The organism is Aequorivita sp. CRS11, from assembly GCF_059693805.1.
In genome coordinates this window covers 431,891-447,515 of record NZ_JCATIG010000002.1, presented here as the reverse complement: position 1 = coordinate 447,515, position 15,625 = coordinate 431,891, and the positions used below count along the sequence as shown (strand labels likewise).

Genomic DNA, 15,625 nt, shown 5'->3' with positions numbered 1-15,625 from the left:
TTCTGTTATTCACGAATTTATTAACAAATTTGGGGGGTAAAATCGTTAATAAGTATCAACGAATATTCTTTGAATTCCACCATATATTTTGTCCTTTTACTAAAATGATATCAAAGAGGAACAGTTTTTGTCCTATTTTGGTTAATTTAGTACTTATTAAGAAGAGAGGATTTTAAATATGGATGATAATTTTTCCCCAAGAGTAAAAGATGTAATTGCCTATAGCAAAGAAGAAGCCCTTCGCCTAGGCCACGATTTTATTGGTACCGAGCACTTAATGCTCGGTCTTTTAAGAGACGGCAATGGCAAAGCGGTAACTATTCTCAATGCATTGGCTATTGACTTAAACCATTTAAGAAGAAAAGTGGAAATTTTAAGTCCAGCCAATCCTGGCGTTACTACAAATACAAACGATAAAAAGAACCTACACTTAACCCGTCAAGCGGAAAGGGCCCTGAAAACTACATTTTTGGAAGCAAAACTTTTTCAAAGTAATTCCATTAATACTGCGCACTTATTATTGTGCATTCTCAGGAATGAAAACGACCCCACTACCAAGCTGTTGAATAAGATGAAAGTAGATTATGATGTGGTTAAAGATCAATTTAAACTTATGATTACAAACGACGACGATTATATAGACACCCCGAGTGCCGAATCATTTCCGAATGATGACGATACCTCGGCTGAGGATGCCAACAAGGAAAACTTGTTTGCGGGAACTACTGCAAAGACCAATAAAAAATCCAAAACGCCTGTTTTGGATAATTTTGGAAGAGATTTGACGGCTATGGCCGAAGAAGGAAAGCTAGATCCCGTTGTAGGCCGTGAAAGCGAAATACAACGCGTTTCCCAAATTTTAAGTAGAAGAAAGAAAAACAATCCGTTGCTAATCGGTGAGCCTGGTGTAGGAAAATCAGCAATTGCGGAAGGTTTGGCATTACGAATAATTCAACGTAAAGTTTCACGTATTCTTTATGATAAAAGAGTGGTAACCCTAGATTTGGCAAGCCTAGTGGCTGGCACCAAATATCGTGGCCAGTTTGAGGAACGCATGAAAGCTGTTATGAATGAGCTTGAAAAGAATGACGATATAATTCTTTTTATTGATGAAATCCATACCATTGTTGGCGCCGGTGGTGCCACGGGCTCATTGGATGCTTCAAACATGTTTAAACCCGCATTAGCAAGAGGTGAAATTCAATGCATCGGTGCCACTACCCTCGATGAATACCGTCAATATATTGAAAAAGATGGCGCCCTGGAAAGACGTTTTCAAAAAGTATTGGTGGAACCCACAACCGTTGAAGAAACCATCGAGATCCTTAAAAATATAAAAGATAAGTACGAAGCCCACCACAATGTAATCTATACAGATGAAGCCATTGAGTCTTGCGTGAAACTTACAAATAGATATATGACTGAGCGTTTTCTTCCAGACAAGGCTATTGACGCTATGGATGAAGCTGGTTCTCGTGTGCACATTACAAACATCCATGTTCCAGATAAAATTCTGAAAATTGAAAAACAATTGGAGGAAGTCCGCGAACTGAAAAATACCGTCGTTAAAAAGCAGAAATATGAAGAAGCGGCAAAACTTCGGGATGACGAAAAGAATCTTGAAAAAGAGCTTGCTGTAGAACAAGAAAAATGGGAAGCCGATTCAAAACTTCACAAGGAAACTGTTGATGAGGAAAATGTGGCGGAAGTAGTTTCCATGATGACCGGTGTTCCCGTAAACAGAATTGCACAGACCGAAACCACAAAACTCGCTGCACTCCCCGACCGAATTAAAGGAAAAGTAATTGGTCAGGACGAAGCAGTTGCTAAAGTGGTGAAAGCAATTCAAAGAAACCGTGCCGGATTGAAAGATCCAAACAAACCTATAGGATCCTTTATTTTTTTAGGACAAACGGGTGTTGGTAAAACACAATTAGCAAAAGTATTGGCCCGTGAGTTGTTTGACTCTGAGAATGCGTTGATTCGCATTGATATGAGCGAGTATATGGAAAAATTCGCTATTTCCCGTTTAGTGGGAGCTCCTCCAGGGTATGTGGGTTATGAAGAAGGTGGACAACTTACCGAGAAAATTAGAAGAAAACCTTATGCAGTTGTTCTTTTGGATGAAATTGAAAAAGCGCATCCAGATGTGTTTAATATGTTGCTTCAAGTTTTGGATGATGGTTATTTAACAGACAGCCTTGGAAGAAAAATTGATTTTAGAAATACTATTATCATCATGACTTCCAACATTGGAGCCCGTCAGATAAAGGACTTCGGTCAAGGTGTTGGTTTTGGTACCGCTGCAAAAAAGAGCCAGGAGGAATCGCACACAAAAAGTGTTATTGAAAATGCCTTAAAGAAAACTTTCGCACCAGAGTTTTTGAATCGTATTGATGATGTTATGGTATTCAATGCCTTGGAAAGAGAAGATATCCATAAAATTATTGATATTGAATTGAATAAACTATATGCCCGCATTTCAGATATAGGGTATGAATTAAAGCTAACAGAAAAAGCGAAGGATTTTATTGCCGATAAAGGTTTTGACAAACAATACGGTGCACGACCACTAAACAGGGCCATTCAGAAATATATTGAAGATGCCCTAGCAGAAGAGATCATAAAAAGCAACCTGCAGGAAGGTGATACAATAACTATGGATCTTGACGAAAAGTCCAATGAACTCACCATAAAAATCAAGAAGCAAAAGAAACCAACGGAATCCTAGGTTCTTTCCCTTTCTAAGAACAACAGATTTTCAATACAATAATGACTCCCTAAAATTTTGTATTTTAGGGAGTAATATTTTTATTTATGATTAAAGCATTATTTTATGAGTTTGGTGAAATTAATGTCTTCAAAAATTTCGTTATTGCCATAATGAAAGAAGGCACCACGGTTAAACCTGAATACAATGATCATCTTGTTGAAATTGCCCATACTTATTTTCACAATAGACCATTTGCATATATTACTTACCGTAAAAACAGCTATGCAGTAGACCCAATGGTTTATTTGAAAACTTCACAAATTGAAAATCTAGTCGCTTTTGCAATAGTTTCAAATGAGGAACATAAAATAAAGAATGCTGAGATTGAAAAGCTTTTTCTTAAAAAACCATTAGAAATCTTTTCGAATCTTGATGATGCCAAAAATTGGGTCAATCAGTTTATTGAGAATAAAAATTTTTAGTGGCCTATGCTCTTATTTAATTACCTTGAAAGTTCTTTTTGTATCCACTATTCCATGTATAACTATAATATACATTCCTGGGCTATAGCCAGATAGATCAATAGCCATCGTTTTATTAAAGCTATTTTGAAGGGTTATCAATTTCTTACCTCTTAAATCATACACATTAGCATCTTTCACGCTCATTGTATTGTTCAACAAATAAACACCGCTATTAGTGGATTTTGAAACAATCACCTCCTCCAGCGGATTCTCCTTGACATTCATATAAACTGGTACACAATCGTCAATAGAATCTAAATTTGCATAAAAAACCTCAGTGTTTTTAAAATAGCAACTCAAAGCACCCACGCCGTTAAGATTAGGATATCCTCCCGGAGCATTAATCAGTGAAAGTGAGCCTGCTCCTTCCACCCAAACCGCATTCTCTGTACTTATAGGGTTTGAAGGTGTTGGTGAAAAGTAGAGATAATCGTAATCTAGGCCATCAACCAAGGGTCTTGGCACAATAGAATCTAACCTAAAAAAACCTCCGTCTTGAGGAAATGGCGTTATTGGGTTTTGCATTTTTATTGTATCCCCCACTTCAAGAGTAAAATCGTATAATAAATATTCCTCAAGGCCACCACTGGGGCGTATTCTCAAAAAGTATAATTTTCTTTCTGAAACATCTTCCCGTAACAAAAAAGTTCTGGATATAAAATGGTATCCTTCAAGTATTTTATACATCTTTCCATCAACCAAGGTATCTCCATCAGTGTAATATTTATCGGTATAACAACCAAAGTTACAAGTAGTGAAATGCCATTCGTTTCGGTAATCTAAAATGGGCTTATAGTCTTGCGCAAAAATTATTGGTTGACAACTTAAAAAAAGTAAAACTATCACTAGGAAAGATTTCATAACATACCATATTTGGTTCAAATGACTAAGATACCGCTTTTATCCAAAAAGTATTTCCGCATCCACATCCATTGACTGTATATATGCTACACTTGCGTGAATATCATCGGCAAGCAGCCTATCGTCTTCAATAAATGGAACAATAGACCTATATGGTTTTAAAAATGATTCTATAAAAGGTGAAGATTTCTTCGGCTCCCTAAATTTTAATGCCTGTGAGGCATTCATTAATTCAATGGAAAGAATAGTTTCTAGGTTTTCAATAATGCGCAAACATTTGGTAGCGCCATTGGCTCCCATGCTCACGTGGTCTTCCTGTCCATTTGATGATACTATAGAGTCTACGGAAGCTGGCGTGGCCAATTGTTTGTTCTGACTCACAATACTGGCGGCAGTATATTGCGGAATCATAAAGCCACTGTTTAAACCGGGATTGTTCACTAAAAATGCCGGTAATTCCCGAAGCCCAGAAACCAATTGATAGGTTCTTCTTTCTGAAATATTACCCAATTCTGCCATTGCGATTGCCAAATAATCCAAAGCTAGCGCCAATGGTTGTCCGTGAAAATTTCCACCAGAAATAATAACGTCTTCTTTCACGAAAATATTCGGATTGTCGGTTACCGAATTAATTTCAGTCTTAAAGGTTTTGTGAACAAAATGTATAGTATCTTTTGTTGCTCCATGAACTTGTGGAATACACCGGAAAGAATAGGGATCCTGCACATTTTTCTTCTCAGAAAGTCCCAGTTCGCTACCTTCCAAAAACTCTAATATTTGCTCGGCAGTTTTTACCTGTCCTCGGTGTGGACGCACCAGATGCACCAAAGCATTAAAAGGACTCATATTACAATCAAAGGCATCAATGGATACGGAGCCTATTAAATCTGCCAAATAGCATAGTTTGTAACTTTTTAAAAGACAATACACGCCATAGGCGCTCATAAATTGAGTTCCATTTAGCAAAGCCAACCCCTCTTTTGCCTGTAGGGTTATGGGTTCCCAATTGAATTTATTCAGCACTTTATCAGCTTGCATACGCTCGCCGCCGTAATATACTTCGCCCTTGCCCAACAGGGGCAATGAAAGGTGGGCCAAGGGCGCCAAATCGCCAGAGGCACCCAAACTTCCCTGCGAGTAAATTACAGGCAATATATCATTATTGAAAAAATCAATCAATCGTTGTACGGTTTCAATCTGAACTCCACTGTAACCATAACTTAATGATTGTATTTTTAGCAAAAGCATCAATTTTATAATTGGTTTTGGAACAAATTCCCCAGTGCCGCAGGCGTGGGACATCACCAAATTTTCCTGCAGTTTTGATAGATTTTCTGAGGAAATCTTCACATTGCACAAAGAGCCGAAACCCGTGTTTATACCATAAACCGCAGTTTGGTTGTCTTTCATTTTATTGATAAGATATTCTCTGGACTTTTTTATATTTAGTTGGGCTTCCTCGGAAAGGGCAAGGTTGGTATGATTTTCAATAATATCCTTGATTGTGGACAAATCGAGGATTTCTGAACTAATATAATGTGTTTTCATTGGGAAGGTATTCTTTCGGCAAAAATAATGTTTTTTAATTGCTATGCCACCTTTCCTCGCTTCAAAAGCTAGGTAGAAGTTCTATATATTAATATGCAGTTACTAAAATTAACTGTCATTGTTAATGGAAATGTAGTTTCTATATGTAATTTTACGGTGAAATTTTAAAATATAGTAAATGAAAAAAATAGGCTTATTCCTTTTGGTACTTCTAGTAATTGCCTGTGAGCAGGAAGAAAAACCACAATACTCCATACTCAGCGGTACTGTTGAAAATAATACTGCAGAAACCGTATTTGTGCGCGGAAACGATTTTGAACAAAGAACACAAATAGGTGAAAACGGCTCCTTTTTAGATACACTTCATATAAAAACGGACGGTTTTTATGAAATGTATGTAGGCCGTGAACGTACCGGAATTTATTTGGAAAAAGGGAAAACACTTTCAGTAACACTGAACGCTAATGAATTTGATGAAACGCTAAAATATACTGGCGATTTGGGCAACATCAATAACTTTTTAGCTGCAAAATATCTTTGGAACGAGCAAAATCTAGACTATAAAGAAATTTTTTCAATGGATGAAGCTGACTTTTTTAAGCAATTGGACAAGAATCAGAAAATCTTTGATAGTCTCTACACCGCCAATAGTATAACTAATGAAAATTTCAAAGAAAAACTTTCCGTGGAGGATAAATACGCACGGGCCATAATGTTGGAGAATTACCAAGAGGCACATCGCTATTACAACGGTAATACAGATTTTAAAGTTTCTGATAGTTTTTACGATGAATTGAAAAATGTAAACTATACGGACACCCTCGCATATCGTCACTCAGTGGCCTATCAGAGCTTGCTCGATGCACATTTTAACAGATTGGCAGCTGAGGCAGCCGCTGAAAATGGCAATGTTGATCAAGCCATTCTTTATTTAAAAAAAGTGGATGAAAATCTTCCAGATGGGTATGCCAAAGAACGAATTATGAGTTCTTATCTACAGTTCGGCCTTAAACCAAATGAAAGTTTAGAAGAGGTTTTCAATATTTACAAAAACAGTAATCCAGGTTCTGAAAATTTAACGGCGCTTACGGAGCGCTACAACAAACTTAAAACTATAACAAAGGGGAACCCTTCGCCTACTTTTAATTTTGAAAATCACAAAGGTGGTTATACCTCGCTTGAGAACCTAAAGGGAAAGTATGTTTATATTGATGTTTGGGCAACTTGGTGTGGCCCCTGCCTCCGCGAAATTCCTTCCTTAAAGGAAGTTGAAAAAGAATACCATAACAATAATATTGAATTTGTGAGTATTTCTATCGACGAACCAAAAGATTACGATAAGTGGAAAGAAATGGTTTCTGCTAAGGAATTGGGCGGCATTCAACTTATGGCAGATAATAATTGGAACTCCAAATTTGTAAAGGATTATGCAATATTAGGAATCCCTAGGTTTATTTTAATTGATCCACAGGGAAATATCGTATCAGCCGATGCTCCCCGTCCATCTGACCCAGAACTGAGAAAATTAATTGACGGACTGATGTAAATATATTTCCCGAAATTTTAGGCCATGAATTCACGGATTATATAAAAAAATATTCGTGTATTCGTGGCTTTTATTGTTCAGTAGGCTCTTCAGAAAGCTGTTCTTCCCGAGCAAACAAATCCAGATAAGCTTCCGAAAGATTATCGATAACATCACCAGCCATAACTGCTTCATATCCCAATTGGCCCGCAGCAATATCACCCGCACGACCGTGAAGATATACCCCAAATACGGAAGCGAGCAAAGCATCATAACCCTGTGAAAGCAATCCCGTAATCACACCGCTCAATGCATCGCCACTGCCAGCGGTTCCCATTCCGGGATTGCCAGTGGTATTTATATATAGATTATCTCCATAAACCGTGATTGTATAAGCGCCTTTTATTATTATTACAACTTCATATTTTTCTGAAAATTTCTTTGTTTTTTCAAGTTTTTCAAAATCATTTTTCCATTCGCCAATTAGTCGTTTTAATTCCCCAGGATGTGGTGTTAATACTGAATTCTTCGGAAGAAGTTTTAACAAAGCTTTATTTTTCGAAAGAATATTCAATGCGTCAGCGTCAATAACGAAAGGAATACCCTTATTCTGCAATATTTTTTTTAAAGCAGCTACAGTTGATTCATTTTTCCCGATGCCCATGCCTATTCCAATTGCTGAAGGTTCAAAATCAAAAGAAATATCACTTAAATAATCCTCTTCTTTATCGGTAATTACCATGGCCTCGGGAATCGTGGTCTGTATAATAGCGTAACCACATTTAGGTACATATGCAGTTACCATACCAGCACCAATTCTAAAAGCTGAAGTAGTTGAGAGCACCGCCGCTCCAATCTTTCCGTAGCTTCCCGAAACTATTAGGGCATGGCCATAGGTACCTTTGTGGTCAAATTTTTCTCGGGGTTTGTAAAAACGCTGTGCTTCCAGTTTTGAAATCAGTTGCCCTATAGGTTCGGTTGTTTGTAGAAATTCAATATCCAAACCTATTTCCAAAACATCAAAATTTGAAACAAAGGGAGCCGTTTCCGGTAAAAAAAAGGAAAGCTTTGGGGTTTGGAAAGTCAAGGTATGGTTGGCTTTCAATACAGCCTCGGTATCTTCCAACGGTGAATTGGAATACAACCCACTGGGTATATCAATAGCAAGTTTAAAAGCCTTGCTTTCATTCAAATACTGGATTAATTTCTTCACCCATCCGCCCGGACAACGGTTTAAGCCGATTCCAAAAATGGCGTCCACAATAATATCTTCTGGATTTATTTCAGGAAAATCACTTTCGCCCTTCATCAATAGGGGCCATTTTTTAGTTACGTTTTTTATTTTGTCATAATTGATTAAAAAGTTTTTGGAACGCTTGTCGCTGCAGTTTACTACATATACAATTACATTGTAGCCGTGCTCAATAAGCATCCGCCCCACTACCAGCCCATCTCCACCATTATTGCCAATACCGCAGAATATGCGAATGGGCACGGGCGCTCCATTTAAGCGTTGGTGCAACCAATTAAAAATCTGCGTACCGGCGCGCTCCATCAACGCTTCTGAAGTAATCTGTTGTTTTTCAACCGTGATTTTATCTGCATCGTATAATTGTTCTGCTGAAAATATTTTCATCTGTATAATCGTTTTGTTGATTCAGGAAATTTTTAACCGCCACTTTTATTGCGGTCAATTCCAAAGATAACATTCCTTCGCATTGTTGAAAAGAACGTTTATAACTAATTGCACTTCCTACCAAAAAGCCTTTGATTATTTCTAATTTTAGAAAAAACCATATATGGAAACACGAGATAGTTTACTGCTCCGTATGCGCCCCGAAATTTCCTCTGCTAAAATCAACGCTAACATGTCTGCCGACGAATTTTTTCAAAACAAGACGCTGCGTCCTGTGGCAAAGCTTCAAAATGAACTTTTATTGGCAGTTTTCAGGAATTATGTGGCAAAGCATAAAAACGTTTTTTACGATCTTACTATCGAAAAGAGACTGGACTATATAGAAAACGCCATTCATAAGGATATGAAATTCCGAAATTCATTGAAAGGTATTATCATTGGCCAATTTACACTTGAAGAATTTGAGATTTATATTAAAAATTCCTCAGCACTGAACAAACGGATGATGGATATAGTAAAGGAACGCTTGAAAAGCAACATACAGCTTTTGGAATACGATTTTGCATGATTTAATAAGAATTGGCAAAAACAGACCAGCGAATAGTTGGATTGTTTTGGCCAGTCTTAATTCTATAACAACGATTCCCCGTTTAAATCCGTCGTCAGCACATCGCTCATATAATTGAAGAATGGACGCAAAAGTTGGTAATGGTAAATTAGATCGTCCTTGAAATCTGGTGCAAATACTTCTGCGTCGGTAAAGCGGTGATTTACAAAAAAGTTTTTAAGTCTAATTAGATCAATGTTCTTATCATCTTTGCTAAAACCTTTTGGGGCTGTCTTCACCGCGTACTCCTGATTAAAGTCACCAAAGGCTTTATTAAACTCTTTCTGATGCAAAATTTCACGTATTTCTGAACTGTCCATTTCAAACTCTTTCCGTATTCTTAAAAGATCTGCTGGATTTGGATCAAAAAAACCTCCCGCCATGTAGCTATTTCCCGGCTCCAAACGGAGGTAATAGCCACCGCGCCGTTGCGCCCCTGCCCTACTGAAACTTACGCTTCGGTGCACATTATAGGGGGTTTTGTCATTGCTGAAACGGATGTCACGATTTATCCGGAATATTTTGGTTTTGGCTATTTCATCAGTAGTATTTAAACCTTTTTCTACAGCGGCATAAAACTCTTTTAGGGCTTTTTCATTACCCAGATACTCCTTTTTATGTTCCTGCATCCACTCGCGATTATTGTTTTTCTTTAATTTTAAAAGGAAATCGAAAGCAGATTTTGGAATGGTAGGGCTCATCTTTGGTATTTTGGTAAGTAAATATACAATGAACAATTTGGAAAGTATGAATAGTGATGCATAATTACCGATTGATATAATAAATAAAATTACCTACATTTATAGTTACAACCTTAAAACTAATTTAATATGAATGCAACTACAAAACCAAACACGGCCTTTTGGATCATTGCCGTGATCGCACTTTTATGGAACTTAAGTGGCGTTTACTTGTGGCTTTATGAATATTTCCTGATAACTGAGGAAATAAGGGCCACTCTTCCACCGGAACAAGTGGAAATTATGGCTAGTGCTCCTTCCTGGAGTACGTATGTTTACGGCTTAGCCGTTTTTAGTGGATTATTGGCCAGTGTATTGTTGTTGATGCGCAAAAAAATGGCAGTAGGTGTTTTTTTACTTTCCTTAATTGCAGTACTTATACTTCAACTGTACTGGATGTTTGGTATGGACATAGTGGATAAGATGGGGCCACAATCGTTGATTATGCCTCTTATTGTCATAGCTCTAGCAATTTTTGAATATTTTTACAGCAAAGGTGCGGCGCGCAATGGATGGCTTACATAAGTTTAAAATAAAAACAAAATATAAAAAAAGCTGCAGGTTGGCTGATAACTTTATAAGCGAATAAAGTCCAACAATGAGTGCTTGGATTATCATTTTCTGACACGTAGTAAGGGCTTGCTATATACTCAAATTTTGTAAATGTGACGATGTATGGATTGTAACAGTCATGAAAATAAGACTGATTTCTTCCATTGATCACAATAAATAGTATACTATTCCAAAAATAACAAGTGTAATCAAAATGCTTAGACAGACAGTTAGTATACGTACCCTTGCTTCTGAACGAACTATATCCTCAACTTTCTTTTTTAGATCTGCCCTTTGTATTTTTGTTAGCTGTGGTTGGTGATTTTCAGGCTTGTTCTTTATAAGTTTGCTATGCTCCTCTCCATAAATAGTTTTAATTCTTTCAAAGGGAAGCCTTGCCTTTCTAGTAATAACGGAAAATTTATTCCCCGCTCCTATATAAGCAGAGGCTGCCATTGGTTTATTTCGTCTTTCTCTAGTCATTTTTCAAGTATGCTAACCAATTTTTTTGTCAATCTGTAAACAGGGAAAATAATGTCAAATTACTATAAATAGTGAATTTTGATAAAATATTTTTAGTTCCGTTCTTTATTATGCATTGTTTTTCTAAATTTTTTCTTTCTGCTTTCAAATTCAATTTACATTATAAATTATTAATGCACCAAATAAAATAGCAAATGGTGAGATAAGTCGAAAATAAATTGGTTTAAGAGTATCTGCACTTTTCATGGCAAATTTGTGATGTATTTTTCGCGGAATAAAATAAAGTATAAGGGAAGTTATTAGCATTATCCAGCCAAAAATTTTAAAGGCATCTGGAAATTTGGAAGATTCCGAAGATAATATTAAAGAAATTGCTGGAATAAGTCGGATAGTTATTTCCGCATAGTTTATAAGGTTTGTACTACCAGCTTTCCTTAGTATACCTCTTGCTATTTTTGGATAAATAAGCATTAGAAACCCAATAAAAATGATATAAAGACCGAAAAGTATAACAATCCATTTGGTTATATCCATTATCATATTTTAAGTAGGTTTTACAAATTGAGATTTGACTTGAATACTATGTTATTAGTTGCATATTAAAGCAACTAATTTAACAATAAAAAACCGGCAACTCTATTTATGAAAGTTCAAACCTCAACAATTAACAAACGATAATCGATAACTGCCTGAAGTTTTTTCTTCTTAAACTTCCCCGCCCATGCCAAATTAATATTCTCGTAACGGAAGACTTACAGCGAGAAGGCTAACAATAAAAGCTAAGATTTTATCGGCTATACCACCTTATGGGTGCTTGAATTGTTTTTATTTGAAAACTAGATTTGTTTTCAAATTTGATGAATAATACGATTTATACCTTAACTTTTTTAAACCAACCCGTGTTGTGAAGCAAATTTGTAAAGCGCAATGGTATTTCCCTCTATATTCAGCTTCTTAAAAATGTTACGGCGGTGAGTTTGTACTGTAAAACTGGAAAGAAACAATTTATCGGCTATCTCTTGTGAACTGTATCCTTTACAAACCATTTGTATAACCTCCGCTTCACGTTTGGTAAGATTATACTTTTTCAAAAAATCATCGAAATAGCTAAAATCATTTACGTCTTCTTCTGCCCTTTCACTAAAATCCGGCATCACCGTCTTGCCTTCCAGTACTTCCAAAATGGTGTCCGCAAGCCTATCCAAATTGTTCGACTTCAATATATATCCTTTGGCGCCAGCAGCTTGGCATTGCTCTGCCAATTGTTTGGAAAAATAGGAAGTCAACACCAGTATATGTAGCTTGAGATGCATCGCTTTGATTTCTTCCAATACCTGTAGGCCATCCTTGCCGGGCATATTCAAATCCAGCAAGAGCACATCTGCATCGGGTAAGGATGTAGATTGCATTAGGATATGGCCGTCATTATAGGTATTAACGATAGTAAACCGAGGGTATTTTTCCAGTATCTCGGTAATTCCTTTTATTATTAATGGATGGTCGTCGGCTATAATTACTTTTATATATTTTTCTGAAAAGTTGGGGACTTCTTGCATTAGGTCTTTCTTTATAATTAAAACTCTTAGGATTTACTCACTAATGTTGTCTTCTTTGTTATTTCAATGGGCAGTTCAGCCAAGATAAAGGTGCCATTGTTTGCATTGCCATTAATTTCGATGGTTCCATTTAGGTATGCCACATTGCTTTTTAGCATTTTTAAGCCTAAGCCATCTTTTCGTAAGTTGTTGTCTATTCCCTTGCCGTTATCTTCAATATAAACGGTTACGGAATCTTCCAGTTCTACCAATTGTAAAAGTACATGGGTTGCCTGGGCGTGCTTTATTATGTTGTTCATAGCCTCCTGTACTATGCGATATACAGTAAGGCAATATTCCTCGCTCCAACTGCTTGTGTCATCCAGTCCCTCAATTATCTCTTCAACTGTAAGCTTTTGGGATGTGTTTACGGCGTTAACAATATCGTGAATAGCGGCTTTTAAACCATATTTTTCCAAAGCTACCGGCATTAGGGTGTGGCTGATGTTTCGCACGCTTTCGCTTATATCTCCCAACAATTTTTGGGTAGTTTCCAGCTTTTCCTGCGCCTTGCTTTCTGTTTTAAAAACATCAGCTTGTATTTGTTTTAAGTTTAAAATGGCAATGGATAAAATAGAACCCGCTTCATCGTGCAGTTTGTGGGCTATCTTTTTACGCTCTTGCTGTTCTGTGTTTTTTAAAGATTTTGCAAGATTTAAGCGGTGTTCCTGTTCTATATTTATTAGCTGTGCTTGATGACGCTCTTTCAGCTGTTTACGGCGAAGCCAAAGAGAAAGCGAGATTAGAAATAAAATGAGCATTACACTTCCACCAATCAATAGCAGTCGCTGCCTTTCCAGTTCTTGTTTTTGTTTTTGAAGCGACATTTCCATATCGCGTTTTTCCATCTCATACGCGGTCTCGGTCTTTAGGGCATTTATCTTTTCATTTTCGGTGAAAATTGATTTTTCAAGTTCAAGCTCCTGGGTTTGATAATATAGTGCCCTTTCAAAATTTTCTTTTTCGGTATAAAGCGTTTTCAAATAGCCATAAAGTTCTTTTAAATTTCTGTTCTCACGTACTTTTCCCTTATAAAATGGTTCCGCAGCCAAAAGATATTCTTCGGCTTTTTTCCAATTTTTCTGTTCCATTGCTGATTTCCCCAAAACCGAAAGAGAACTCGCCGCCGCCAGCTCTGCCCCTATTTGTTTACGCAGTCTATAGGCCTCTTCCAGTCGTTTATCTGCTTCGGTATAGTTCTTAGAAATTACCAAGAAATTACCATAATTATGGTTGGCAAAAGCAATACCTCCAATGTCTGATGCTTTTTCAAAATACTCAATACCCTGTCGATAGAGGGTGTCCATAGCTTCCAACTGTCCCTTCTCACTGTAAACGGTCGCCAAGTTAACATAATTCAAGCCCAGGGACTTATAATTGGCTGCATCTTTGGCAAGAGCGATGCTTTTTTTGTAATAAGTAATGGCCTTATCAAACTCGCCCCCATTTCGGAAAGCAATCCCAAGATTGTTGTAGACGCGCAACAGGCCGGTGGTATCCTTCATTTTTTCACAAAGCCTAATAACCTTAAAATGCATTTCAACGGCCTCATCAAATTTTGAAAGCCGCGAGAGGGTATTTGCATAATTGGAATAGATCAGCGAAACCTGTTTATCGTTCTTGCTGCCTTTGGAAAGTGCTATAGCTTTTTCTATTAGCGACAATCCTTCCAAATAGTTTCCTTTAGCGCTTACAATAATATTATAGCGGTTATATAATTCCGCAAGTCGGTCTTTGTTTAGCGGCTTAAAAGTTTCTTCTATCGCAATGGCTTCCTTAATAAGTGTTTCAGCTTCGTTAAGGTGGCCAAGGTTTATAAATTCCCTGCCCAAGTTACCAATGGCCACAGCCCTGCCTTTTTTATACTGAATGTTCTTGGCCAACTGCATGGCAAGAGAGTCATAACGTGCAGCCTCCTGTGGTTCTCCATATATAAAATGAAGGTTTCCAAAAGCTATATAGCTATCGGTTTCGCCTTGACCATCACCCTTTTTACTAAAAATATTAAGCGCCTGTTCAAGATCATCAAAGCCTTTTTGACGTTCGTTCTTACTGAACAAAACCCCACGCTTTAGCAGTAACTCTGCCTTACGGGATGGATTTGCTTCATCATTGATGAGTTTTGAAAGGCTATCAATTTCTGATTGGGCGATGCTAGTGGCAAATAGAAATAATGCAGTTGGAAAAAGAAGTGATTTTAAAAGGTTGGCGAAAGGAGCTAAATCTAAAAAGGCAGAATTGTTTTTGGTTAATACCACAGTTAGTTGAAGGTTTTTAAATAAATTATTGAGGAATCATAACTATTTTAAGAACATAAATATATACAATTCACATAAACCCCAAAAGCTTGAAAGCGAATGAAAATTATACTATTTATCCATCAAAACCTATGTGCTTCTTTTTTAAGATAATAGGTTTCAAAAAAATAGTTAATTGAACACCTAATTCGGTATTTATTTCATTTCATTAAAAACAAGTAGAGCCATCCACACCTATATGAGTTATGATTATATTGATATAAGCTAAGGAAGCTGAAACATAAAAACTAACTTCACTCAACTAACATTAAAACTACAGAATTATGGGTAACATTTTATGGATAATAGTAGTCCTACTGGTAATCGGCTGGCTATTCGGTTTTTTAATATTTCCGGCCATCGGCGGAATTATTCACATTCTACTGGTTATTGCGGTAATAATGGTAATCTACAAATTACTAACTGGAATAAAAATGTAATCAAAAGTTTAACTAGGTTTTTTTTGAGCGATTAGAAGAACCCTTTTTTTATTATAATCTTAAAGTTTTCTCTAAAAACCCTTCCCACGGATACTCCATAGCAA

General features: G+C 36.8%; 14 protein-coding genes. 6 read left to right on the top strand and 8 right to left on the bottom strand.

The genetic code is table 11. The features are described from left to right. Positions 1–178: 178 nt before the first annotated feature. Both AC58DT_RS05250 and AC58DT_RS05245 read left to right on the top strand, forming a co-directional pair. The gene (locus AC58DT_RS05250) at positions 179–2,731 is read left to right on the top strand and encodes an ATP-dependent Clp protease ATP-binding subunit (protein ID WP_497215785.1); all 2,553 of its coding nucleotides are present in this window, start codon (positions 179–181) and stop codon (positions 2,729–2,731) included. An 86-nt stretch (positions 2,732–2,817) separates the two neighbouring features. Next, positions 2,818–3,195: a hypothetical protein gene (locus AC58DT_RS05245; protein ID WP_497215784.1), complete on the top strand. Its 378-nt coding sequence runs from the start codon at positions 2,818–2,820 to the stop codon at positions 3,193–3,195. A 12-nt stretch (positions 3,196–3,207) separates the two neighbouring features. On the opposite strand, the gene AC58DT_RS05240 is transcribed toward AC58DT_RS05245, so the two are convergent. Further along, entirely contained in the window at positions 3,208–4,098 is an 891-nt protein-coding gene (locus AC58DT_RS05240) for a T9SS type A sorting domain-containing protein (RefSeq protein ID WP_497215783.1), read from the bottom strand. Positions 4,099–4,137: 39 nt separating this feature from the next. Further along, positions 4,138–5,646 (bottom strand): histidine ammonia-lyase, encoded by a 1,509-nt coding sequence (gene hutH, locus AC58DT_RS05235; protein ID WP_497215782.1) that lies wholly within the window; start codon positions 5,644–5,646, stop codon positions 4,138–4,140. A gap of 178 nt (positions 5,647–5,824) precedes the next feature. Here hutH and AC58DT_RS05230 point away from each other — a divergent pair, with 178 nt between their 5' ends. Further along, a complete protein-coding gene (locus AC58DT_RS05230; RefSeq protein ID WP_497215781.1) occupies positions 5,825–7,192 on the top strand; it encodes a TlpA family protein disulfide reductase in 1,368 nt (455 codons plus the stop codon). Positions 7,193–7,262: 70 nt separating this feature from the next. Here AC58DT_RS05230 and AC58DT_RS05225 read toward each other — a convergent pair whose 3' ends face one another. Beyond that, on the bottom strand, positions 7,263–8,807 hold the full coding sequence (locus AC58DT_RS05225; protein WP_497215780.1) for an NAD(P)H-hydrate dehydratase: 1,545 nt from the start codon (positions 8,805–8,807) through the stop codon (positions 7,263–7,265). Between the two features lie 163 nt (positions 8,808–8,970). Between AC58DT_RS05225 and AC58DT_RS05220 the strand changes: the two genes are divergently transcribed. After that, positions 8,971–9,375, top strand: coding sequence for a glyoxalase (locus AC58DT_RS05220; protein WP_497215779.1), 405 nt, complete (start codon positions 8,971–8,973; stop codon positions 9,373–9,375). A 62-nt stretch (positions 9,376–9,437) separates the two neighbouring features. On the opposite strand, the gene AC58DT_RS05215 is transcribed toward AC58DT_RS05220, so the two are convergent. Continuing rightward, positions 9,438–10,115, bottom strand: a complete 678-nt coding sequence (locus AC58DT_RS05215) for a DUF2461 domain-containing protein (protein ID WP_497215778.1) — start codon at positions 10,113–10,115, stop codon at positions 9,438–9,440. 129 nt (positions 10,116–10,244) lie between these two features. On the opposite strand from AC58DT_RS05215, the gene AC58DT_RS05210 reads away from it, so the two are divergent. Continuing rightward, positions 10,245–10,679 (top strand): hypothetical protein, encoded by a 435-nt coding sequence (locus tag AC58DT_RS05210; RefSeq protein ID WP_497215777.1) that lies wholly within the window; start codon positions 10,245–10,247, stop codon positions 10,677–10,679. Between the two features lie 195 nt (positions 10,680–10,874). Here the strand turns inward: AC58DT_RS05210 and AC58DT_RS05205 are convergent, their stop codons facing one another. The 4 genes from AC58DT_RS05205 to AC58DT_RS05190 all read right to left on the bottom strand — a co-directional run bounded on the left by AC58DT_RS05205 (position 10,875) and on the right by AC58DT_RS05190 (position 15,042). Continuing rightward, the gene (locus AC58DT_RS05205; RefSeq protein ID WP_497215776.1) at positions 10,875–11,189 is read right to left on the bottom strand and encodes a hypothetical protein; all 315 of its coding nucleotides are present in this window, start codon (positions 11,187–11,189) and stop codon (positions 10,875–10,877) included. A 150-nt stretch (positions 11,190–11,339) separates the two neighbouring features. Then, positions 11,340–11,723: a hypothetical protein gene (locus AC58DT_RS05200; RefSeq protein WP_497215775.1), complete on the bottom strand. Its 384-nt coding sequence runs from the start codon at positions 11,721–11,723 to the stop codon at positions 11,340–11,342. A 353-nt stretch (positions 11,724–12,076) separates the two neighbouring features. After that, complete coding sequence (locus AC58DT_RS05195) at positions 12,077–12,745, bottom strand: response regulator (protein WP_497215774.1); 669 nt, start codon at positions 12,743–12,745, stop codon at positions 12,077–12,079. Positions 12,746–12,771: 26 nt separating this feature from the next. After that, positions 12,772–15,042 carry a tetratricopeptide repeat-containing sensor histidine kinase gene (locus tag AC58DT_RS05190; protein WP_497215773.1) on the bottom strand — a complete coding sequence of 757 codons (2,271 nt, stop codon included), beginning with the start codon at positions 15,040–15,042 and terminating at the stop codon, positions 12,772–12,774. A 323-nt stretch (positions 15,043–15,365) separates the two neighbouring features. Between AC58DT_RS05190 and AC58DT_RS05185 the strand changes: the two genes are divergently transcribed. Beyond that, on the top strand, positions 15,366–15,521 hold the full coding sequence (locus AC58DT_RS05185) for a lmo0937 family membrane protein (RefSeq protein WP_497215772.1): 156 nt from the start codon (positions 15,366–15,368) through the stop codon (positions 15,519–15,521). The last annotated feature ends 104 nt before the right edge of the window (positions 15,522–15,625 follow it).